This window comes from Sphingomonas sp. SRI_018 (genome assembly GCF_057586275.1).
On sequence record NZ_JBYCZO010000006.1, the window covers coordinates 28493 to 52526 of the forward strand.

Here is a 24034-nt window from a genome sequence, read left to right on the forward strand (position 1 = left end):
CGCGAGGATCAGGATGAAGCCCTTCTTGCACGCCCTCCCGCTCGTCGCGCTGATCGCCGCGGCGGTGCCCGCGACGACCCCGTTGTTCGCCCAGGCCGAGAAGGCACCGGCGAAGAAGGTCTTCCCGCCGATCGCGAAGACCGCATTCCGCACGCCGTCGTTCGACCTGGCGCTGCGCACCGACACCCAGACGCTGGCGCAGCTTTCGCCGCGCGGGGAGGCCGCATTCGATTTCGTACCTGCCGGCCGCGAAGCCGAGCGCGCCGGCGACGGTTATGTTCACATCGGCGACATCCATATCCGCCTGAAAAGCGGGGGCGGCGCGTGGCAGGACTATTCCTCCGCCCATGCGCGCAAGGCCATCGCCAGGCTGGCCGCACGCGGTGAGGTACTCGCCGCCGCCGACATCACCGCGTCCATGGGAGCCGGCATCCCGCTGCGCGTCGAACGTCGGTGGGTGAACGACCGGGGCGTTCTTGCTCTGCGCTTCACGCTCACCAACGCCAGCAACGCACCGGTGGAGGTCGGCGGGCTCGGCCTGCCGATGGTGTTCGACAACATCATCCTCGACCGCGACCTCGACCAGGCGCACGCGCAGGCGAGCTTCGTCGACCCCTATATCGGCCGCGACGCCGGCTATCTGCAGGTCACCCGCCTCAACGGCCATGGCCCGGCGCTGCTGGTGCTGCCCGAGAAGGGCACGCCGCTCGAAGCCTATCGCCCGATCCTGGAGGCCAAAGCCGCGCCGCCGGGCGACATCTTCACCGACCGCAGCCCGCGCGGCCAGGTGTCGGAGGGCTTCTACGACTGGACGATCGCCAGCAAGGGCTTCGCCGAGAAGGAATGGGCCAAGGCCGGCCAGCAGTGGAACGAGCCGACCAGCTTCACCCTGGCGCCGGGCGAGCGCCGCACCATCGGCCTGCGCTTCGTGACGTCACCCAGCATCCGCGCGATCGAGGACACGCTGGTCGCCAACAAGCGCCCGGTCGCGATCGGCATCCCCGGCTATGTCGTGCCGACCGACCAGCAGGCCAGCCTGTTCCTGAAGGCACCGAGCGCAGTCGCGACGATCGAGTCCTTCCCCGCCGGCGCCCTGACTGCGACACCTGCGGAGAGCGGATCGGATTGGGCCCGCTACACCGTCCGCGCCAGCGGCTGGGGCCAGGCGCGGCTGACCGTCACCTATGCCGACGGCGAGAAGCAGACTGTCAGCTACTACATTACCAAGCCGCTGGAGCAGGTGATGGCCGACATCGGCCGCTTCACCGCGACGAAACAATGGTTCGAGGGCAAGGGCGATCCCTTCCACCGCTCACCCGCGATCCTCACCTACGATCGTGAGGCCGACAAGATCCTAACGCAGGATTCGCGCGCCTGGGTCGCGGGCATGAGCGATGAAGGCGGCGCCGGCAGCTGGGTCGCCGCCGCGATCAAGCAGCTCGACAATCCCGATCCCGAAGAGGTCGCCAAGCTCGAGCGGCTGGTCAACGAAACCGTACTCGGCCAACTCCAGGTCGCCGAAGGTCCGCATGCCGGCGGAGTCAGGAAGAGCCTGTTCTACTACGATCCCAAGGAATTCCCGGACTATTACGATCCAAGCATCAACTGGAAGGGCTGGACCGCCTGGCCGAAGAAGGAAGCCGAGGACCTCGGCCGCTCCTACAATTATCCCCATGTCGCGATCGGCCATTGGGTGCTCTATCGCCTGGCGCGCGACAACCGAGGGCTGGTGAAGCAGCACGACTGGCGCTTCTACCTCGACTGGGCGTACCGCACGTCGGTCGCGATGATGCGCGATGCGCCCTACTACGCCCAGTTCGGCCAGATGGAGGGCGACGTCTTCCTCGACATCCTCAAGGATCTGAAGCGCGAGGGGATGACCGCCGAGGCGGCGGAGATGGAGCGGCTGATGAAGGGCCGCGCCGACCATTGGCGCGCGCTCAAATATCCCTTCGGCAGCGAGATGGCGTGGGATTCGACCGGCCAGCCGGAGGTCTACGCCTGGATGCGCCATTTCGGATACCAGCCGCAGGCCGACGTCACCCGCGAGGTGATCCTCGGCTACGACCCGACGATCCCGAGCTGGGGCTACAACGGCAATGCCCGCCGCTACTGGGACTTCCTCTACGGCGGCAAGGTCTCGCGCATCGAGCGGCAGATCCACCATTACGGCTCCGCGCTCAACGCGGTCCCGCTGTTCGACGCCTATCGCCAGAACCCGGCCGACCTCCACCTGCTGCGCGTCGCCTACGGCGGCATGATGGGCGGCATCACCAACATCGACCAACAGGGTTTCGGATCGGCCGCTTTCCACGCCTGGCCCGACATGATGCGCTGGGATGCGATCACCGGTGACTATGGCATGGGCTTCTATGGCCATGCCATCGCATCGGCGACCTATGTGGTGAAGGACCCGGCCTTCGGCTGGCTCGGCTTCGGCGGCGACCTGACGAGCGAGGGCGCGATCGTCCGCATCGTGCCGAAGGATGGCGCGCGCCGGCGGCTGTTCATCGCCCCCGCCGGGCTGTGGATCACGCTGGAGGCCGGACGCATCGCCGATGCTGCCTACGACAGCGCTTCGGGCAAGGTGACGCTGACCCTCGATCCCGCGACGGCGATCGCGCCGGCCGCGCGGCTGCTGTTCGAGACCACCACGGCGAGCGGGCGTCCCTATGCGCTCGACGGCGGCACCGCCGATCGCGGCGGCTATGCGATCCCGCTCGGCGCCGCGGCGACCACCGTTACCCTGGCGCCGCGCTGAGCGTGGCGGACGCGCCGGACACATTGTGGGGCCATCCCAAGGGCCTCTACGTCCTGTTCTTCACGGAGATGTGGGAGCGCTTTTCCTTCTACGGGATGCGGGCGCTGCTCATCTTCTACCTGACCAAGCATTTCCTGTTCTCCGGCGAGCAGTCGGGCCTGTTCTACGGCGCCTATATCGCGCTCGTCTTTCTCTCTCCCATGATCGGCGGCTATCTCGCCGACCGCTGGCTGGGGCAGCGCAAGGCGGTGATGTTCGGCGGCATCGTGATCGCCGCCGGCCATATCGTGCTGGGGGCCGAGGATATCCTGAACGGCTCGCCGTCGGCGCTGCCCGCATTCTGGCTGGGGCTCGCCCTCATCGTCGTCGGCACCGGGTTTCTGAAGGCCAATATCTCGGCGCTGGTGGGGCAGCTCTATGCCCAGCACGACCCGCGGCGGGATTCGGCCTACACCTTGTTCTACATGGGCATCAACATCGGCGGCGCCGTCGGCCCCATCGTCTGCGGCCTCCTCGGCGAGATACTCGGCTGGAGCTACGGCTTCGGCGCTGCCGCGATCGGCATGATCCTCGGCCTGATCGTCTTCGCCCGCGGCAAGCGTTACCTGCTCGGCCGCGGCGAGCCGCCCGATCCGGCGCATCTCGCCCGGCCGATCCTCGGCGTCAGCCGGGAGTGGCTGATCTATGCGAGCGCGCTGCCGCTGACGCTGCTGAGCTGGGCGCTGCTGGTGTCGCCACGGGCGACGGGCGTGCTGCTGGCGGCCGGCGGCGGCCTGATCGGGCTCGCCCTCGTCTATATCGCGGTCGCGCGGCTGGAGGGCGAGGAGCGGCGCAAGCTGCTCTATGCATTGCTGCTGCTCGTCATCCAGCCGGTCTTCTGGGGCCTCTACGAGCAGAGCGGATCGTCGCTCAGCCTCTTCATCGACAATCATGTGGACCGGGTCATCCTCGGCTTCGTGGTGCCGGCGTCGGTGTTCCAGTCGCTGCCGCCGCTGGGCGTCTGCCTGCTCGCCGTCCCCTTCGCCGCGCTGTGGCTGCGCCTGGCCAGGTTCGGCAGGACGCCGGCGCCGCTCAGCAATTTCGGCTTCGCGATCATCATGGTCGGTGCCGGCTTCGTGGTGATGGCCGCCGCGCAGCTGCTCGTCCCCGGCGATCAGAAGGTGCCGCTGCTGTTCATCCTGCTGCTCTTCCTCTGCCACGCCACCGGCGAGATGTGCCTGTCGCCGGTCGGGCTGTCCGCCATGTCGAGCTTCGCGCCGAGGCACATGCTGAGCTTCCTGATGGGCGCCTGGTTCCTGGCGACGGCGGCGGGCAATTTCAGCGCCGGGGTGATCGCGTCGGTGATCGAGGCGATGGGCGGACGGCACGGCGGCGCCGACCGGGCGGTCGTGCTCGACGCCTATCTCAGGATCGGGCTGGTCGCCGTGGCGATCGGCGGCACCGTGCTTGTCGCCAGCATTCTCGTCGGGCGGGTCCTCAAGGGAACGGCCGATCGATCGCCGCTTGCGGCTGGGTGAACCACTGCGCACCAGTTTCGGTGACGTGGAAATGATCCTCCAGCCGGATGCCGAACCGCCCCGGCACCACGATCATCGGCTCGTTGGAGAAGCACATGCCCGGCTGCAGCACCGTCCGGTCGCCGCGCACCAGATAGGCGGGCTCGTGGATCGACAGGCCGATGCCGTGGCCGGTGCGGTGCGGCAAGCCGGGCAGCCGATAGTCCGGCCCCAGCCCCGCCCGCACCAGCACCGCGCGCGCCGCGGCGTCCACGCTCTCGCACGGCTCGCCCGGCCGCACCGCGTCGAACGCCGCCTGCTGCGCCTCCTTCTCGATCGCCCAGATGTCGCGCGCCTCCTGCGACACGGCGCCGAAGGCATAGGTGCGGGTGATGTCGGAGTGATAGCCCTCGATCGTGCAGCCGGTGTCGACCAGCACCAGTTGCCCCTCCTCCAACGCGCGGTCGCCGGGCAGGCCGTGGGGATAGGCGGTCGCCTCGCCGAACTGGACGATGCAGAAGCTCGATCCGCCGGCGCCCAGCCGCCGGTGCGCCTCGTCGATGAAGCGCGTCACCTCGCTTGCGCGGATGCCCGGCCGCAGGATGCGCGCGGTGGCCGCCTGGACCGCCAGCGTCATCGACTTGGCCTGCTGCATCAGCGCCAGCTCCGCCGCGGATTTCACCATGCGGCAGCCGCTGATGACCGACGTCGCGTCGAGCAACCGTGCGGGTGTGGCGCCCCGCAGCCGCTCGGCGAAATGGAACGGCAGCTCCGGGTCGAGGGCGAGCGTCCCGACACCTGCCTCCGCCAATGCATCCGCGACCAGGCGGATCGGATTCTCATCCTCCTGCCAGGACCGGATGTCGGCGGCGATGGCGAGGTCGGCTTCGAGTGTCCCGATCTCGAAATGCGGACAGACGATGATCGGCCGCCGCCCCGGCAGCAGCAGCGTCGCGACCAGCCGTTCGCTCTGCCCCCAGGGCACGCCCGTGAAATAGCGCAGCGAGGCGCCGGCGTTCACCAGCAGCGCGTCGGCGCCGGCATCGGCGGTCAGCGCCGCCGCACGCGCGATCCGCGCGTCCCGCTCCGCTGCCGCGATGGGCGCGGCACGGTCAGCCCAGGGGCGCAGGCGCTCCAGTTCGGTCTCCGCGGTCGATCCACCAATGATTGTCCGTCTCCTCAGGCAAAGCGCTTTATGTCGAACGCGCCGATCGGCAACGCCGGCTGCTCCCCCGCCACCAGCGCCGTCATCAGCCGCGCGGTGACCGGCGCCAGCGTCAGTCCCAGATGCTGGTGGCCGAAGGCATAGTAGAGATTGGGCGCGAGCGCCGACCGGCCGATCGCCGGCAGATAGTCGGGCAGCGTGGGCCGGCATCCCATCCAGCGCCGGAACGGCCCCGCGATCGGCAGGCCGAGCTCGGCGACGTGGCGTTCCAGCCGGTCCCATTTGCGCGGGTCAGCCGGCGCGTCGATGCGGCTCAGCTCGACGAAGCCGGCCGCCTGCACGCAATCCCGGTATCGCGTGACGATCATCGACCGCTCCTCGAACACCACCGGGGGCATCGCTTCCGGCCATGGCCCGGCGTCGGCCCGGACATGATAGCCGCGCTCGGCGATCATCGGCACCTTGTGGCCGATCGCCTCCATCAGGCCGCGCGAGCGGACCCCGGCGCAGACGACGATCCGGTCGACGTCCAGGCAGGACAGCTCGGCCCGATCGCCCGCCCGCACGATCGAAGTTCTTTCGCGCGCGATCTTCCCCCCTCGTGCGGCGAAGGCGGCTTCGAGCGCCGCGCGAAGCTGATCCAGGTCAGCAATCTGGCCGCTGCCCGAAAAGCGGATCGCGCCCGCGATCGGCCTCGCGCACAGACCCGAGAGCCTCGCGATCTCCGCCTCGCTCGCCGGCTGCACAGTCGCCGTGCCGATATCTGCCGCGCGCCAGGAAGCCTCGCCCGTCCGGGCCGCCGCGCCGTCATGCCACAGCACATAATGGCCGTCCCGCTTCAGCAATCCGAGCGCGCCGATGTCCGCCGCCATGGCTTCCCAGTCGGACATCGCCGGTTCCAGCAGCGAGCGCAGGGCGTCGCATCCGCTGCGAAACCGCGACGGCGTCGCAGCAGCGAGCAGGCGCAGACCGAACGGCAGCCAGGCGGCGGCCGACCTCGCCGGAAAGCTCAACGGACCGCTGCGCAGGAACAGCTTGCCCGGCAGCGCCCGGATCATCGCAGGCGACGCCAGCGGCGCCACCTGCTCCACCGCGATATGGCCGGCGTTGCCCCATGACGCGGCGCTCGCTCGGCTATCGTCATCGACGATCACCACCGAATGCCCCGCATCGAGCAGCCGGATGCCCGTGCACAGGCCGACCACGCCGCCGCCGATTATTCCCGTATGCCCCACAAAACCCCGTTGCATCGATCTTCTGATATCGTATACGTTATATGTGTTCACTGCCCCAGCACAAGGCATTCACCTCTTCGTGAGCAAGCTTGCTGTCCGAAATCCCATTATCTACCGTATATCGTATGTAAGCGATCGTCATGATCGCGCTGCCTCATCCGGTACGGAGATGAACAGGTGACCATCGTTGTCCGCACGCTCGCCGAACGTGTTTTCGAGGTGATCCGGGAACGGATCGTCGCCGGGAAGCTGCCCGTCAAGGAACCCGTGCGGCAGGACGCGCTCGCGGCGGAGCTGGGCGTCAGCAAGATCCCGCTGCGCGAGGCGCTCGCCCGGCTGGAGCACGAAGGATTGCTCACCAGCCAGGCCAATCGCGGCTGGTTCGTGCGCGCCATGTCATCCGACGAGGCGGAGGAGATCTACCAGTTGCGCCTCGCGATCGAGCCGACGGCGGCCGCCTTCGCCTGCAGCCAGGCGACCGACGACGACCGGCAAGCCGCGGTCAAGGCGTTCGAGGCGCTCGACGCCGCCGCCCATGACAATCTGAACGACGTTGCCATGCGCAACCGCGAGTTCCACGTCTCGCTGGTGCGGCCGGGCGGGCGCATATTGACGACGCAGCTGGTCGAGCGGCTGGAGGTGCTCGCCGAGCGCTATGTGCTGGCGCATCTCGAGCCGGCCGGGCGCGGCGACCGTGCCCATCTGGAGCATCGCGGCCTGCTCGACGCCTGGGTGGCGGGCGACGCGAAGCTGCTCCACAAGCTGCTGACGCAACACATCGCCAATACGCTCGAAGACCTGCGCGCGCATTTCGCCGCCAGCCACACGCAATAGCCATAAGACAGATCAGGGGGCCAGATGCTCGGACCGCGAAAACCCATCGAGACGCTGATCAACCGCGCATCCGGGCATAGCCTCGCCAAGACCCTCAGCTGGCCGCATCTGATCGCGCTGGGCGTCGGCGCCATCGTCGGCACCGGCATCTACACGCTGACCGGCGTCGGCGCCGAGCGCGCCGGCCCCGCCGTCATCCTGGCGTTCGCCATCGCCGGCGCGGTCTGCGCCTGCGCCGCGCTCGCCTATGCCGAGATGGCGACGCTGATCCCGGCCGCGGGCAGCGCCTATACCTTCAGCTACGCCGCGATGGGCGAGACGATCGCCTGGATCGTCGGCTGGAGCCTGATCCTCGAATATTCCCTCGCCTGCTCCACCGTCGCGGTCGGGTGGTCGGGCTATCTGGTCGGCTGGATCCAGTCGGCGGGCATCCACCTGCCGCAGATGCTGCTGGTCGGCCCTCACGGCGGCGGCATCGTCAATCTGCCCGCGGTGCTTGTTGCGCTCGCCGTCATGGGCCTGCTGATCGCCGGCACGCGCGAGAGCGCCACGCTCAACATCGTCCTCGTCATCATCAAGCTGGTCGCGCTGTCGATCTTCGTCGCGCTCGCGCTGCCCGCCTTCCAGTCGGGCAATCTCGAGCCTTTCATGCCCTATGGCTTCGCCAGCACCCAGATCGGCGGCGAGACGCGCGGGGTGATGGCGGCGGCGGCGATCGTGTTCTTCGCCTTCTACGGCTTCGACGCGGTGGCGACGTCGGCGGAGGAAGCGAAGAATCCTGGCCGCGATCTCACCATCGGCATCATCGGATCGATGCTGGTCTGCACGGCGATCTACATGGCCGTCGCGATCGCGGCGGTCGGCGCCCTGCCTTTCCTCCAGCTCGCCAACTCGCCCGAACCGCTGGCGCTGGTGCTGCGCCAGCTCGGCCATCCGGGCGCCGCGCATCTGATCGCACTGGCGGCGGTGATCGCTCTCCCCTCTGTCATCCTGGTGATGATGTACGGGCAGAGCCGCGTGTTCTTCGTCATGGCCCGCGACGGCCTGCTGCCGAAGAGCCTGGCGGCGGTCAGCCCACGCACCGGCGCGCCGACGCGCATCACCCTGGTGACCGGCCTCTCGATCGCGCTGGTCGCCGGCATCTTCCGCCTCGACGAGATCGCGGAGCTGGCCAATGCCGGCACGCTGGTCGCCTTCATCTCGGTCGGCGCCTGCCTGATGATCCTGCGCCGCCGCTCGCCCGAGCTGCCGCGCCTGTTCCGCTGCCCGCAGCCCTATGTAGTGGGGACGCTGACCATCCTCGGCTGCGCCTATCTGCTGTTCAGCCTGCCCGGCACCACGCTGGTCCGCTTCGGCGCGTGGAACGTCATCGGCCTGCTGCTCTACGCCCTCTACGGCCGCCGCAGGAGCGATGCCGCGCGGCAGGCCGCGGCCGCCGCCTGACCTCATCCCCACCCCTTCCAAAGGAGATCAGCGATGACGCGCGCCCTGTTCGCCGCCACCGCCCTCGCGGCCATTATGCTCGCGCCCGCCGCGGCGTCCGCCCGCACCGCCTTCGACGGCGTCTGGCTGTTCGACAAGGCGCCGCCGATGCCCGGCGTCACGATGATGGAAGTGACGAGCCGCGGCACCAGGATCGAAGGCCGCGTCACCACCCTCTGGTATGGTCCGATCACGATGATCGACCCGCGCGTCGAGGACGGGCGACTGATCTTCGACGCGCGCAACATCAACGACCGCGACCATCCGTTCCGCCGCTGGAGCGTCAGCCTCGACAAGGGTCAGGTGCGCTTGCAGGGGCAGATCTGGGCAACCGAAGTCGACACCGCCGGCTATCGCGGCACCGCAAAGGCGGCGAAGGCGCGTGCGTTCAGGTTCGCGCCGCTGCCGCCACTCGGCGTGCCGATCGTCAGCCGGCTGGCCGCAACGCCGCCGATGGGCTGGAGCAGCTGGAACAGGTTCGCCGAGCATATCGACGACAAGACGGTGCGCGCCATGGCCGACGCAATGGTGTCGAGCGGGCTCCGCGACGCCGGCTATCGCTACGTCAACATCGACGACGGCTGGCAGGGCAAGCGCGACGCGGGCGGCGTGCTCCAGCCCAACGACAAGTTCCCCGACATGAAGGGGCTGACCGCCTATGTCCATGCCAGGGGCCTCAAGATCGGCATCTATTCCTCGCCGGGGCCCCGGACCTGCGCCGGCTACGAGGGCAGCTACGGTCATGTCGCCCAGGACGCGAGGACCTTCGCCGACTGGGGCTTCGATTATCTCAAATACGACCTGTGCTCCGGAGAATGGTTCTATCCCAACGCCGACACGGTGAAGCGCAGCTACCGCGAGATGGGCGCGGCGCTGCAGGCGACCGGCCGGGACATCGTCTTCTCGCTGTGCGAATATGGCCGCTTCGAGGTCGGCAGCTGGGGCCGCGACGTCGGGGGCCAGCTGTGGCGCACCACCGGTGACATCACCGATGATTACGAGACCATGGCGAAGATCGGGTTCGAGAGGAACGGCGATCCCGATCACGCTGGCCCGCACGGCTGGAACGACGCCGACATGCTCGAGATCGGCAACGGCGGGATGAGCATCGATGAATATCGCACGCACATGACCTTGTGGGCGATGTCCGCCTCGCCGCTGATGATGGGCCATGACCTGCGCAAGACCACGCCGGAGATGCTGGCGCTGTTGACCAACCGCCACGTCATCGCCGTCGACCAGGACCCGCGCGGCATCCAGGGCAAGGCGGTGCGCAAGGACGGCCGGATCGAGGTCTGGGCCAAGCCGCTCTCCGACGGCCGCGTCGCGCTGGCATTGTTCAACCGCGGCACCGATGAGGCATCCTTCGCGCTGACGGCGGCCGACGCCGGGCTGCGGTCGATCAGCGAGGTGCAGGACCTGTGGTCAGGCGCCACCGCCGCCGGCCTGCCGGAGAGCTACACCGTGCCGGCGCACGGCGCGGTCATGGTGGCCGTCAGGGGCGGATGATCCGGCGTCAGTGCTCCTGCGAAGGCAGGAGCCTTGGCCGCAAGCGACACTCCCGATAATCCAGGGCTCCTGCCTTCGCAGGAGCACGATCCCATCACCGGACGCGGGAAGCCGATCGACCCGCTTGTCCGATCGATACTCCTCCCCTACCAACGCGTGGGGTCTGTTTGGGGGGACAGAATATGGGGGGCAGGATTGCGCTGCTCGCGCTCGGCACGCTCGTCGCGGTGCCGGCGCAGGCATCATCGGACAAGCGTGATTTCGAGGCGTGCGACGGGCGCATTCATCCGGGACGCCAGGATGACGGGATGCGCGGCGAGGCGGGGACCGGGCGCTTCACCAGCTTGTTCCAGCGCAAGGGCGATATCGGCGCTTGTACCCGCGCCCTGGCAAGCCCGCGATTGCTGCCGACGCAGACGCTCAGGCGGGCCCATCTGCTGCGCGCGAGGGCTTCGGCCTATCTCGGCATAGGCGACATCACCAAGGCCGTCGCCGACATCGACGCGGCTGAAGCGGCGACCGCCAACCTCGCCAACGACCGCTTCTATCAGCGCAGCATGGCGGTTTCGCTCAAGCTGCTCCGCGCACTGGCCCTCGCCCAGTCGGACGATATGCCGGGCGCGGTCAGGCTAGCACGCGAAGCGGGCGCAGCGCGTCCCTATTCGCTGCAGATCCAGCGCGCGGCGGCCACGATCGTCCAGGCCGCCCGCCCGATGCGCGACGCCTCACCCTCGCCATGGCTGTCCGCGGCCCGCCTGGATCCTCAGGCGGAGGCGACGGCGATCAGCAAGGAAGCCGAGATCGGTAATTTCGCGGGCGTGCTTGCTTTGCGCCCGAACGTCACGGTCAACTGGCCCGGCGAGCCACTCAAACCGATCGGCCTCGTCGCGCCCGATTCAGACACGGTGCGGCTGCTTTCGGCCATGCTGATCACGCTCCACACCGCCTATGCCCGTGCGGCGACGGGCGATGCCGCGGGTGCGCGCCGCGACCTCGCCGAGGTGCGCAAACATATGGCTGCGGCGCGTCCCGCGCCGGTCGAAGGAGCCCTCGCCCAACTGGCATCCCAGCCGACCACCATGCTCGATCGCTACGTCGAGACCCGCAGCCGCCAGATCGAGGCGCGCATCGCGGTAGCGGAAGCGCGGTCCGCCGACGCGATCGGCGCGCTGGTGGGGGCGCAGCTGCCGTACGACGCGGCGACGATCGAGCTGCTGACCGCGCTTCGGGCGGCGGTTCCCGTAAAGGATGCGGGGCTGGTGCCCGATGTCGCGCCTTTCGAGAAGCAACTGCGCGAGAACCGCCTCAAGGAGCTGGCGGGAATCGCCCCGAGCACGCTGATCGCGCCCGAGACGCCGCGTGCGGTCATCGACTATGAACGCGCGCGGCCCAATATCCTGGGCGCGCTGGTCGGCGGCGCGCTGAGTATGGGAACCAGCCTGCTCGGAGGAATCGGCCGCACCGACGGGTTCCGCACGATCGCGAACCCGGACGGAACCACCAAGGTGGAGTTCATCGGCAACACGCCGTCTGCGGCCCTCGTCCAGGAGATGACGCTGCTGCGTGCGGCCGAGGTGACGCGCGCGGCGGGAAAGCCGGCCTTCGTGATCGTCGAGCGGAAGGATTTCTCCCGGCGCATGACGACGACGCAATATGGAGTCGAGATCAGCAGCCGGCCGACGGGCTTCAAGACCGAGCTCACCATTCGCTACGTCGATGCCGGCGCAGAACAGCAACGCGCGCTGGATGCCGTGGCGATCATCGATGCGCTGGGGCCGCTCTATTATGAGGAAAAGCAGACGACCAGCTGACGGACAAACAATAAGCCCCTCCTCTGAAGGGAGGGGCTTAAAAGCTGAGTATCGGCCCGTCCTCGTCCTCAGAAGTTGACCGTAGCCCCGAAGAACACCGTCCGGCCGAGCGGATCATAGACGCCCGGATAGGTGTTGCCGTTGCCGAACGCCGACAGGATGCCCGCGGCGATCGCCGGCGGATCCTTGTCGAGCAGGTTGTTCACGCCCATGCGCAGCTGCAGCTGCTTGCCGACCGCCTGGGTCACCGACAGGTCGAAATAGTTATAGGCTTCGATCCGCTTGTTGATCACGCTCGGCGTGCCGGTGAGGAAGGGATTGTCCGACAGGCTCGACAGCTTGGTCGATCCCAGGTGGCGCCACGACAGCGACAGCGTGGTGTCGCCCCGCGCCATCCAGGTGAAGCGCGCGACATGGCGCCATTCGGGCGAAGGCTGGCCGCAGGTATAGCCGTAGAGACCCTTGCAGTCGTAAGTGCCGAGCCCCGGCAGCGGCTCCGCCACCTGCTCGGCCAGCCAGGTGCCGATCACGTTGACGTTGAACTTGCCCAGCGATCCAATGCCGAACGTATAGTCCCCGATCACGTCGATGCCGGAGGTCTGGAGATAGCCGGTGTTGAGCGTGGTCGAGACGATGTAGCCGTTCTGGCCGAAGATCGCGCCCGAACGCGGATCGCGGTTGAACAGGCTGCAGTAGAAGGGATCGCCGGTCGCGACGCACTGGCTGATGATCAGCGACGGGTCGATCGAGCTGATATAGTCCTTTACCTTGATGCGGTAATAGTCGACCGACAGCGAGAACCCCTTCAGCGCGCGCGGCGACAGCACGAAGCCGGCGGTCCAGGTATCGGCGGTCTCGGGCTTCACGAAGCGGTTGCCGCCGCCCTGCGCCGAGCAGGTGTCGGCCGGGCATTCGACGATATGACCATATTGGGCCGCCGTGACCCCGGTCAGCGCGCAGGTCGACGCCGACGCCGATGGGCTCGATCCGGCGCAGGGGTCCTGCGCCGCGACGTTGCCGACCGACTGCGACGCGAACAGCTCCGCGACGTTCGGCGCACGGATCGCGTGATTATAGCTGGCGCGCAGGCGCAGGTCCTCGATCGGCTGCCAGCTCAGCTCGCCCTTGTAGGTCCAGACGTTGTAGCTCGACTTGAATCCGGTCGAGTTCTGCTTGTTGTCGTAGGAGGAATAACGCACGCCGCCGTTGATGGTCAGCGAACGGAAGAAGGGCTTGTCCTCGATGATCGGGATCTCGATCTCGCCATAGCCTTCGACCACGCTGATGATGCCGTCGGCGTTGGTCGCGCCGCCCTGCTGCGCGATCTCGTCGGCGGTGAACTTCAGCGTTTCACGGCGCTGCTCGGCGCCGACTGCGATCGAGATGCCGCGGCTCGCCCAGGGGCTGGTGATACCAAGCTGGCCAAGGTCGCCGCTCAGAGTGCCCGAGAAGGCCCGCAGCGAGTTGCGCGACGCGGTGTTGCTCGGGGTGAACATATAGCTCCCCTGCTCCGCCGTGACGCCGCCAGCCTGGAACACGTTGACCGGGATACAGTCCGGATCGGTGCCGTCGACCACCGAACGGCAGGTCGGCGTGCCGCCCACGCTGACCACGTCCAACGCGCGCTGCGCCTTCACCGCGTCGACGTTGTTGAGATACCGCTCCTTGTAGCGCACCAGCGAGTAGAGATAGTTCAGGTCATAGCTGAACCCGCTGCCGAGATCGCCGCGCACGCCCGCGGTGTAGCGATAGTCGGTGTGGCGCAGGTCGTCGCGCCGCGGTGCGATCGTCATGCGATAGCCGACCAACGCATCGGCGGTCTGGCTCGTGCCGGCCTTGGCCCCGCACAGCGTCTGCAGCTGGCTCGCGCTCGCCAGCGGATTGTTGCACGAGATCGCGAAGGGCGAGCCGAGGAAGATCGCCGAGGGCGCCGCTTGCGAGAAGGTGTGATCGCGCATGTACATGAAGCTGCCGTAGACCTCGGCCGCCTTGCTCAGCTCGAACTTCGCGAATGCCCCGGCGGTGTAACGCTCGTCCGAGCGCTGGAAGTAATTGTCGGGGGCGTAATTATAGGCGTAGCTATTGTCGTAGGGCACGAAGGTCTGCGTGCCGTCGCGGTTGTTGGTCAGCGTCTGGCCCTGGAAGGCGCCCTCCAGCGGCACGAAGGTGCCGTAGGGCGTATTGCTCGATCCGCCGCAGAACAGCGTATTCTCGTCCGCCGCCTGGAGCGCGCAGGACGAGACGTCGCGGCTCGACTGCTTGACCGGGCTGAAATGGCGGTAGCCGCCGTAGACGGTGACGTTGCCGCGGCCGTCGGCGAAGTTCTTGCCGGCCGAGATGGTGACGTCCTGCTTGCCGCCGTCCGCCACCGATTTGGGGGCAAGGGCATATCCCTTCTCGCTCAGCAGACTGCGCACCGCGCGATTGTCGTTGTCGTGCTGGGCGAAGCCGACCTGTGCGTCGACGCGCACGCCGTCGAGATTGTCCTTCAGCACGAAGTTCACGACGCCCGACAGCGCGTCGGAGCCGTAGACCGCCGAGGCGCCGCCGGTCATCACGTCGACGCGCTCGACCAGGCTGCCCGGCACGAAATTGAGGTCGATCGCCTGCTGCGGCAGCATCCGCTGGCCGTTGACCAGCACCAGCACGCGATTGGAGCCGAGGTTGCGCAGGTTGATGTTCGACGTGCCGTCAGATCCGTTGGAGACGTTCTCGTTGGCGTCGGCGGTGAACTGCGGCAGCCGGTTCAGCACCCCTTCGACCGTCGTCGCGCCCTGATATTTGAACTCCTCCTGCCCGATCACCGTCTGGGGGCTGTTGCTCTCCAGATCGGGGCGCTTGATGCGCGTGCCGGTGACGACGATTTCCTCGGACGCCCCCGCATCCGCCTCTTGCGCCGCCTGGGCGTAAGCCATGGTCGGCAGCAAGGCCGCCACCGCAGCTGTCCAATAAAATCTTGTCCGACGATGCCGCATTATGAGGTCCTCCCTTTCGGTCGGACCGATCATCGCGCTCTATGGCTCAAAAGTCAAATATAGTATACGAAATATTATATCTTAACGGCTCAGACGATAAGGTTGCGCGGCGAATGCGACTGTCGGAGGCGGATAGCGCCCGCATCTGACGCCGCCTCCCCCACAGGATACATCCCAGCTCAAATGCGCCCCACCACGTCGAGTTAGCGCAACCATTAGCGGTTGACTCGACGTTTTTTGCCGTCCTACGATGGCGTTATCAGCTGCTGATAATACCAGTTTTGGCAGGAGTGATAGAATGGCGGATCGCCGAAACGGCGACCGCCTGTCGAGGGGAGGTATGTTTGCGAGCGTTACCGCCCCTCCGACTCGAGCGTCGGCGCCAGCTTCACGGAAACAGGCGTCGCTAGGCCGTCCGAATGGCCGGCAATGGAGGGGAGGAAACATGGCACGCCGTATATCGTCGCACAGCTTGGCCGGTGCATCGCTCGGCGCGATGCTGCTCGCGAACCTCGTTTCGCCAGCTCATGCCCAAACAGCACCTGCTGAAGGGGAAGCACAGGCCCAGGTCGGCGATGGCTCCCAGCCCGGCGACATCATCGTCACCGGCTTCCGCAGCAGCCTCCAGCGCGCGCTCGACATCAAGCGCGAGAGCGCCGGCGTGGTCGACTCGATCGTCGCCGAGGACATCGCCAAATTCCCGGACAACAACCTCGCGGAGTCGATCCAGCGTGTCCCCGGCATCGCCATCTCGCGCGATCAGGGCCAGGGCCGCTCGATCTCGGTGCGCGGGCTCGGCGGCGACTTCACCTCGACCCGCATCAACGGCATGGAGAGCCAGGCGACGACCGACGGCTACAACGGCGCCAACCGGTCGCGCGGCTTCGACTTCAACGTCTTCGCGTCCGAGTTGTTCAGCCAGATCGACGTCCGCAAGACGGCCGCGGCCGACCTGCCCGAGGGATCGCTCGGCGCCACCGTCGACCTGACGACCGCGCGGCCGCTGTCGTTCAGGAAGACGACGGTCACCCTGTCCGCCCAGGGCGGCTACAACGACCAGGCCAAGAAGGTCGACCCGCGCCTCGCCGCGGTGTTCGCGACGCAGACGGCGGACGGCACGCTCGGCTTCCTCGTATCGGGGGCCTATTCCCGCCAATCGGGCAATTTCCAGCAGAGCAATTCGGGCGACTGGAACCAGGGCATCGGCGACGGCGGTTTCTGCAATCCGGTCGCGAGGCCAGCGGCGTGCGCGGGCACCAACCTGGCCGTTTACAACCAGCTCCAGGACCCCAAGGTCTACAACCCTCGCTTCCCGCGCTACGTGCAGGGCGTCGGCAGGACCGAGCGGCTGGGCTTCACCGGCAGCGTCCAGTGGAAGCCGAGCGACCGCACCAACCTCGTCCTCGACGTGCTCTATTCGAAGTTCGACGTGAAGCGCGACGATTGGGCGCTCGAGCCGATCGGCCTGAGCCGCGCCGCGTCGCAGGGCGGCAAGCCCGAGACGATCGTCCGCGACGGCATCATCGATTCGAACAACTCGCTGATCTATGCGCTACTCGACAACGTCGACCTCAGATCCGAGCACAACCGCGACAATTTCACCACCGAGTTCGTGCAGGCGACGCTGGCGCTCGAGCAGAAGCTCGGTGACCGGCTCACGCTGAAGGCGCTGGCGGGCCATTCGCGGTCGGACTTCGACAATTTCGTGGATATCTCGACCCAGATCGACTCGTTCAACGTCGACAATTTCTCCTACGATCTGCGGCCGAACGGCCAGAATGCGCCGCGGATCGACTGGGGGATCGACGTAACCAATCCCGCCAACTGGTATTTCGGGCCGCGCGTGACCCAGCCGGGCGGCACCGGCGCGACCGGGCCGGAGATCCGCCTGCGGCCGAACTATATCCAGAACCGCAACACCACCGCGCGCGCCGACCTGACGTTCGAGGCGGCGGACGACCTCAAGCTGACAGCCGGCGCCGAGTACAAGAAGTACAAGTTCGCCTCGCAATCGCTGCGCTATCTGCTGGGCGAGGCGGATTGGCCGGCGATCCCCGCCGGCTCCAGCATCCAGGATCTGACCGAGCAGTTCTGCGGCTTCGAGGCGTTCGACATGCCCGCCGGCAACACCAAATGCTGGACGACGCCCAACATCTCCGCCTTCGCCGACACCTACGACATCTTCTCCAACACCGGTCGCGCCCAGCTCTCCAACACGGTGTCCGCGGCACGCGGGGACAACCGGTCGGTGCAGGAGCAGGACTGGTCCTTCTACGGCATGGCCAGCTTCGACAGCGAGCTGCTGGGGATGCGCGTGCGCGGCAACCTCGGCGGACGCTTCACGATCACGAGGCAGCGGTCCAACTTCCTGACGACGGTGCCCGTGTCGGTCGATCCCAGCGGGGTGGTGCCGACGGAGGTCAACCGCACCTATCGCAACTTCCTGCCGTCCGCGAACCTCGCGTTCGAGCCGAGCGACAGCCTCGTCGTCCGGCTGGCGGCGGCCCGCACCATCTCGCGCCCGCCGCTCGGCAGCCTGGCCGGCGCCACCACCGTCAACGTCTCCGGCGGATCGCGCACCGTGACCACGGGCAATCCGTACCTGAAGCCGTTCAAGTCGGACAATCTCGACGCCTCGATCGAATGGTACCCGAGCCGGGGCTCGATCGTCTCAGTGGGCGCCTTCTACAAGAAGATCAGCACCTACATCCAATCGAACACGATTACCGCGCCCTATTCGACGACGGGGCTGCCGGCCGAGCTTCTCGCCGGCACCAACGTCACGCCCGACACCGATTTCGTCATCACCAACGTCACCAACACGCCGGGCGGTCCGCTCAAGGGGGTCGAGCTCAACCTCCAGCAGCAGTTCACCTTCCTGCCCGGGCTGCTCAGCGGCTTCGGCGTGCTCGCCAACTACACCTATGTCGATTCCGACATCAAATATCGCGCCGGGGCGGCACTGGTCACCGCGACGCTGCTCAATCTGTCCAAGAACTCGATCAACGGTACGCTCTATTACGAGAAGGGCGGCTTCCAGGCGCGCGGGTCGGTCAACTACCGCGACCAGTATCTGACGGGCGTTCCGGCCGCCTTCAATCAGGACGTGGCTGGGACGCGCGGCGCGACCTACGTCGACGCCTCGGCCTCGTACGACATTACCGAGAACCTGACGATCAGCGTGGATGCACTTAACCTGACCAACCAGGCCGATATCCAATACAGCGACTCCGTCGCACGGCGTTGGGTGAACTACCGGCTGAACGGGCGCCAGTTCTACGCCGGCGTGCGTGTGAAGTTCTAGGGTGATGAGCGGCATCTCCCGGCGACAGGCGATCGGATCGGCGCTCGCCGCGGCGGCGCTCACGAGGTCCCGGACCGTGAGCGCCTCACCGAAGAGTGCGCGGCGTGCCGAGGCGCAGCCGTTGGTTGACTATCTTCGCGCCAATGGTCCCAAGCTGCTGCGTCCGGCGCAGGGGTTCTTCCGCCATCCTTCGATCGCCCCCACCCTTCCCGCCCGGCAATATTCGGCGGAGCTGTGGGACTGGGACACGCTGTGGACGGTGCGCGGTCTGTTCGCGCTTGCCGAGGTCACCGGCGATGCGACGCTGAAGCGGCAGGTGGCGGACCACGCCAAGGGGAGCCTGCTCAACTTCCTCGACAACCAGCAGCCCGACGGACGGCTGCCGATCGTAATGGCGTCGGCCGACCGGGATGCGAACCGCTTTCCGTTCGCGACGCGCGACCGGAACCAGGCGAAGCCGGTCATGGCGCAGCTTGCGCTGCTGATCGCCGACCGTATCGGCGACGCCGGCTGGTGCGACCCCATATTCGACAAGCTCGCCCGGTTCCACGACAGCTGGCGCGCGCACAACGAAGCCGGCCCGGGCCTGCTGGTGTGGAGCAACGACGTCGCGATCGGCAACGACAATGATCCCACCACCTTCGGCCGGCCGCCCTTCTCGTCGGCGAACCTCCTGCTGAACTGCCTCTTCTACCAGGACCTGCGCGCCCTGGCGGAGCTGGCGGCGAGGCTGAATCGCCCGGCGGAGGAGCGCGCGGCCCTGGCCAAGCGGATCGAACGGCTCGGCGCGGCGATCCTCCGCGAATGCTGGGATCCGCGCGACGCCTTCTTCTACACGGTCGACGTCCAGTGCGTCGATCGTCGCGCGGCGCTCATCACCAATGTCGCTCCCGGCATGGACATGTCGTGGTCGACCCTGCCGCTGCGGCTGCAGGTGTTCACGGGCTTCCTGCCGCTCTGGTGCGGCCTCGCGACCGCCGAGCAGGCCAGGGCCATGATCGAGCGGAACTATCTCGCCGACGATCGGCTGCGCGCGGAGCATGGCGTACGCACGCTGTCGAACCGCGAGCGGATGTACACGCTCGCCTTCTCCAGCAATCCCAGCAACTGGCTCGGGCCGGTCTGGATCATCTCCAATTATTTCGTGTGGAAGGCGCTGTCGGCCTATGGCTATCGGCGGGAGGCGGACGACCTCGCCGACAAGACCGTATCGCTGCTGGTGGCGTCGCTCGCGGCGGACGGCAGCCTGAACGAATATTATCACCCGGACACCGGCAGGCCGCTCAGTCACAAGGGATTCATGGATTGGAACCTGCTCGCGCTGGAAATGCTGTGACCCGTTGGCGCCGGATCGCGATCGCGGTTCTGGCGGCGGTCGTCGCCGTTCCGCAGGCCGCCTGGGCAGAGGCTTGCGGCACCGCTCAGGAGGCACCGTCGAAGCGGCGGCTGTTCGTCCTCACCGACATCGGCGGCGACCCCGACGACCGCATGTCGATGGTCCGGCTGATGACCTACGCCAACCAGTTCGACATCGAAGGGCTGGTCGCGACCAGGAACAGCCGCGGCGTCTTCCCCGAGCTGATCGGCGACATCGTCACCGCCTATGGCAAGGTACGCGACAATCTCGAGTTGCACGAGCCCGGCTTTCCCACGGCTGGCGAGCTGCGTACGAGGATCGCGCAGGGCCCGCTGACCGACGGGATCAAGGGCGTGGGGCCGGGCATGGACTCGTCCGGATCGGACCTGCTGATCCGCGCGGTCGACCGTGCCGACGATCGCCCGCTCTGGGTGACGGTCTGGGGCGGGCCGAGCGTGCTCGCCCAGGCGTTGTGGAAGGTGCGGCAGACGCGGTCGAAGGCCGAACTCGCCAGCTTCGTCGCCAAGCTCAGGGTCTATGCCATCTCCGACCAGGACGACAGCGGCCCCTGGATCCGGCGCGAGTTCCCGGGCCTGTTCTACATCGTCAATCCCGGCAACACCTTCCACCACTCGACCTGGATCGGGATCAGCGGCGACAAGTTCCACGGCCGGTTCGCCGGCGGCGACTATTCGCTGGTCACCAACGAGTGGATCGACCGCAACATCCGCGGCAAGGGGCCGCTCAGCGACGAATATCCCAACTGGAAGTTCCAGATGGAGGGCGACACGCCGTCGTTCCTGTTCCTCGTCAACAACGGCCTCAACGATCCCGATCACCCGAATTGGGGCGGGTGGGGAGGCCGCTACGAGCTCTACACGCCGCCCATGCGCAAGTGGTTCCTGGCGCCCGAGACGCGGCCGATCTGGACCGACGCCAGCGACGAGGTGCTGGGCCATGACGGCGAATGGCACGACGACCAGTACGCCACGGTATGGCGCTGGCGCGCGGCCTTCCAGAACGATTTCGTCGCGCGCATGGACTGGACCATCAAGCCCTGCCGCCGGGCCAACCACCCGCCGGTGCCTAAGCTCGACATGCCCGCATCCATCACCGCGAAGCCGGGCCAGCGCGTCGACCTGAGCGCGGCGGGATCGAGCGATCCCGATGGCGACGCCCTCTCCTACGACTGGTTCGTGTACGAGGAGGCGGGCACACGCAGCATGTCGAACAACGTCTCGGGCGTGAAGCTCCCGGTCAACGACGCCGACCAGCCGAAGGCGTGGCTGACGGTCAAGACCGATCGCGTGGTGCCGCCCGGCACCGGCACGATCCACGTCATCCTCGCCGTCACCGACCACGGCACGCCGCGCCTGACACGATACAAGCGCGTGATCATCGACGTCGTCGATTGAGGCGGGTTCGGCGCCTGGAGTGGAATGAGATCGATTGGAAGCGACGGTCACCCTCACCCTTCCCACCGCCTTCGGCGGCGGGCCCCTTCCCTCTCCCAACGGGAGAGGGAGGGAGCGGCGAAGCCGCGGAAGCGTGAGGGTGACAAGCGGTTCCGTTTGAATTCATCCTGAACAAGACAGGCCCTAGTGTCGGATTCAGGCAGTTTGAATCCGTTCCCCGGCGAAGGCCGGGGCCCAGTCTCGGGCTGCTTGCAGCTGGGCCCCGGCCTTCGCCGGGGTACAGGTCTGCTTCAACTCAGATGGATCGAGCCCTAAACATGTGACCGATATGGTATCGACGGGCGTGCTTCACGTTCCCGCAGCTCCCTGGCTCCACTATGTCGGCGACCTGACGGCATGGCTTGCCGCGTTTCTCGGTGCGCGATGGGTGTATCGCCACCGCCGCGCCAGCGTCGAGCGGCTCTCGCGGCAGTCCGTGCCGAGTTACTTCGTCAGCCTCGCGGCAGGCGCTGCGCTCGGCGCCTGGCTGTTGGGCTCGCTCAACACGCTTCGAGACTCGCGGCCGGTGCTGTCGCATTCGATCGCCGGCGCGCTGGCGGGCGCGATCGTCGCGGTCGAGATCTGGAAGTGGCTGCGCGGCGTGCGGGAATCGACCGGCGGGCCGTTCGTGATCCCACTGACGATCGGGATCGTCGTGGGGCGATGGGGATGCCTCTTCGCCGGTCTGGACGACCAGACCTATGGCATCCCGACCGATCTGCCCTGGGGCGTAGACCTGGGAGACGGCATCTCGCGTCATCCCGTCCAGATCTACGAATCGCTCGCGATGGCCGGTTTCCTCGTCGTCTATTGGCGAGCGCTCGCAAAGCATCGCCCGTGGGCGGAGCGGCACGGGTTCCACGCGTTCGTGCTCGCCTATGCGGCGCAGCGGTTTGCGTGGGAATTCCTCAAGCCCTATCCACCACTGGTCGGCCCGTTCAACGTCTTCCACCTCGTGATGATCGGACTCAGCGCCTATGCCCTCATCTGGATCGCTCGCGGCCGCCACCGTCCAGCCGTCGCCGGAGCGTAAGGCAGCGCCCTACATCTTCCACGGACAGACGACGAGCCTGTGCGAGACCTGCCTGGAGATCGTCCCCGCGAAGGTCATCATCGAGGACGGTTGTGTCTACTATCTCAAGCGCTGCCGGTCGCATGGCGTCCAGAAAACGCTGATCAGCGACGACCTGGCCTATTGGCGCGCGCAGAAGGACTGGCTCAAGCCGGGGGACCGCCCCTTGCGCGCGCAGACCAGGACCGAAGCCGGTTGTCCGTTCGATTGCGGCCTCTGCCCCGATCACGAGCAGCACAGCTGCCTCGCGATCGTCGAGGTGAACTCCGCCTGCAACCTCGCCTGCCCGGTCTGCTTTGCCGATGCCGAGGACATGCACGGCGGCCATCTGCCGCTCGAGGTGATCGAGTCGATGCTCGATGCGCTCGTCGAGAGCGAGGGCGAGCCCGATCTCGTCCAGCTTTCGGGCGGCGAGCCGACGCTGCACCCGCAATTCTTCGAGATCCTGGACGCGGTGAAGCGCCGGCCGATCCGCCACGTCATGATCAACACCAACGGCGTCAGGATCGCCCAGGACGAGGCGTTCGTGACCCGCCTGGCCGGCTACGCTCCCCGGCTGGAGGTCTATCTCCAGTTCGACAGCATGGACGACGGCGCGCTGCTCAACCTGCGCGGCGCCAGGCTGTCGCGCATCCGCCGGGCGGCGCTCGAGGCGCTCGAGCGCGTCGGGCTGTCGACGACGCTGGTCGCGGTGGTGAAGCGCGGCGTGAATGACGGCGAGATCGCCGCCATCGTCAATCACGCGCTCGAATGGTCGTGCGTGCGCGGCGTGACGTTCCAGCCGGTGCAGGATGCCGGCCGCAACCAAGGCTTCGACGCCAAGGCCAATCGGATGCTGCTCACGCAGATCCGGCGGGAGGTGGTGAAGGCCGGCGTCTTCGCGGCCGAGGACATGATCCCGCTGCCCTGCAATCCCGACCAGATCTGCATCGGCTATGGCCTGCGCGACGGCCGCACCGTCACGCCGATCACCTCGCTCCTGCCGCGCGAACTGATCCTGCAGGGGCCGAACACGATCAGCTACGAAGCCTATCCGGCGCTCCGCCAGGCCATGGTCGACCTGCTCAGCCTCGCCACCACGCAATGCAATACGGAGGAGAAGCTGGCGGAGGTCCTGTGCTGCCTGCCCAACGCGCTGGTGCCCGAGACTCTCGGCTATGCGAGCAGCTTCCGTGTGGTCATCCTGCAGTTCCTGGACCGCTACAATTTCGACCTGGCTACCGTGAAGCGCAGTTGCGTGCATTTCGTGACGCCCGATCGGCAGATCATTCCGTTCGATACCTACAACAGCTTCTACCGTCCGGGGGCGGAAGGGGAATCGGTGCTCGCACGAGCGAGGGGGGAAGGATGAAACGACTGTTCGGCGGACTGCTCCTGGCAGCGGGAATCCTGATCATGGCGTGCAGCGGGCTGTGCTCGCTGGTGGTCGTCGTCAGCGGCTTCGAGGTGGCGATACGCGAGCCCTCCGCGATCCTCCTGCCCCTGATCATCGGCGGCGTTCCCTTCGCCATCGGCTTCGGTGCGTTCACGTGGGGACGATGGCTATTGCGACAACCTGATGACGAGGAGATTTGATCGG

The 24034-nt window shown here is 67.2% G+C and carries 15 protein-coding genes; 12 read left to right on the top strand and 3 right to left on the bottom strand.

Annotated features, from left to right (window positions below):
* Positions 1-13: 13 nt before the first annotated feature.
* Positions 14-2761, top strand: coding sequence for a DUF5695 domain-containing protein (locus AC2YHA_RS18730; RefSeq protein ID WP_487402844.1), 2748 nt, complete (start codon positions 14-16; stop codon positions 2759-2761).
* A 2-nt stretch (positions 2762-2763) separates the two neighbouring features.
* On the top strand, positions 2764-4278 hold the full coding sequence (locus AC2YHA_RS18735; protein WP_487402845.1) for a peptide MFS transporter: 1515 nt from the start codon (positions 2764-2766) through the stop codon (positions 4276-4278).
* Here AC2YHA_RS18735 and AC2YHA_RS18740 read toward each other — a convergent pair.
* A complete protein-coding gene (locus AC2YHA_RS18740; protein ID WP_487402886.1) occupies positions 4238-5425 on the bottom strand; it encodes a M24 family metallopeptidase in 1188 nt (395 codons plus the stop codon). The two genes, AC2YHA_RS18735 and AC2YHA_RS18740, sit on opposite strands and share 41 nt — an antisense overlap.
* A gap of 11 nt (positions 5426-5436) precedes the next feature.
* Positions 5437-6672: an NAD(P)/FAD-dependent oxidoreductase gene (locus AC2YHA_RS18745; RefSeq protein ID WP_487402846.1), complete on the bottom strand. Its 1236-nt coding sequence runs from the start codon at positions 6670-6672 to the stop codon at positions 5437-5439.
* 162 nt (positions 6673-6834) lie between these two features.
* Here AC2YHA_RS18745 and AC2YHA_RS18750 point away from each other — a divergent pair, with 162 nt between their 5' ends.
* The 4 genes from AC2YHA_RS18750 (at position 6835) to AC2YHA_RS18765 (ending at position 12293) form a co-directional block, all read left to right on the top strand.
* Positions 6835-7491, top strand: a complete 657-nt coding sequence (locus AC2YHA_RS18750; protein WP_233783641.1) for a GntR family transcriptional regulator — start codon at positions 6835-6837, stop codon at positions 7489-7491.
* Positions 7492-7515: 24 nt separating this feature from the next.
* Complete coding sequence (locus tag AC2YHA_RS18755) at positions 7516-8934, top strand: amino acid permease (RefSeq protein WP_233783642.1); 1419 nt, start codon at positions 7516-7518, stop codon at positions 8932-8934.
* 33 nt (positions 8935-8967) lie between these two features.
* Positions 8968-10482 carry a glycoside hydrolase family 27 protein gene (locus tag AC2YHA_RS18760; RefSeq protein WP_487402847.1) on the top strand — a complete coding sequence of 505 codons (1515 nt, stop codon included), beginning with the start codon at positions 8968-8970 and terminating at the stop codon, positions 10480-10482.
* A 182-nt stretch (positions 10483-10664) separates the two neighbouring features.
* Positions 10665-12293: a hypothetical protein gene (locus tag AC2YHA_RS18765; protein WP_487402848.1), complete on the top strand. Its 1629-nt coding sequence runs from the start codon at positions 10665-10667 to the stop codon at positions 12291-12293.
* Positions 12294-12361: 68 nt separating this feature from the next.
* On the opposite strand, the gene AC2YHA_RS18770 is transcribed toward AC2YHA_RS18765, so the two are convergent.
* Positions 12362-15229, bottom strand: coding sequence for a TonB-dependent receptor domain-containing protein (locus AC2YHA_RS18770; protein WP_487402849.1), 2868 nt, complete (start codon positions 15227-15229; stop codon positions 12362-12364).
* 484 nt (positions 15230-15713) lie between these two features.
* Here AC2YHA_RS18770 and AC2YHA_RS18775 point away from each other — a divergent pair, with 484 nt between their 5' ends.
* From AC2YHA_RS18775 to AC2YHA_RS18800, 6 genes are all read left to right on the top strand, one after another.
* Complete coding sequence (locus AC2YHA_RS18775; protein WP_487402850.1) at positions 15714-18572, top strand: TonB-dependent receptor; 2859 nt, start codon at positions 15714-15716, stop codon at positions 18570-18572.
* Between the two features lie 121 nt (positions 18573-18693).
* Positions 18694-19908, top strand: a complete 1215-nt coding sequence (locus tag AC2YHA_RS18780) for an MGH1-like glycoside hydrolase domain-containing protein (RefSeq protein ID WP_487402851.1) — start codon at positions 18694-18696, stop codon at positions 19906-19908.
* Complete coding sequence (locus AC2YHA_RS18785) at positions 19905-21344, top strand: nucleoside hydrolase-like domain-containing protein (protein ID WP_487402852.1); 1440 nt, start codon at positions 19905-19907, stop codon at positions 21342-21344. The genes AC2YHA_RS18780 and AC2YHA_RS18785 overlap by 4 nt, the downstream gene beginning before the upstream one ends.
* A 328-nt stretch (positions 21345-21672) precedes the next feature.
* A complete protein-coding gene (locus AC2YHA_RS18790; RefSeq protein WP_487402887.1) occupies positions 21673-22416 on the top strand; it encodes a prolipoprotein diacylglyceryl transferase in 744 nt (247 codons plus the stop codon).
* Entirely contained in the window at positions 22361-23806 is a 1446-nt protein-coding gene (locus AC2YHA_RS18795; protein ID WP_487402853.1) for a radical SAM protein, read from the top strand. The genes AC2YHA_RS18790 and AC2YHA_RS18795 overlap by 56 nt, the downstream gene beginning before the upstream one ends.
* Positions 23803-24030: a hypothetical protein gene (locus tag AC2YHA_RS18800; RefSeq protein ID WP_233783651.1), complete on the top strand. Its 228-nt coding sequence runs from the start codon at positions 23803-23805 to the stop codon at positions 24028-24030. Before AC2YHA_RS18795 ends, AC2YHA_RS18800 begins: the two co-directional genes overlap by 4 nt.
* The last annotated feature ends 4 nt before the right edge of the window (positions 24031-24034 follow it).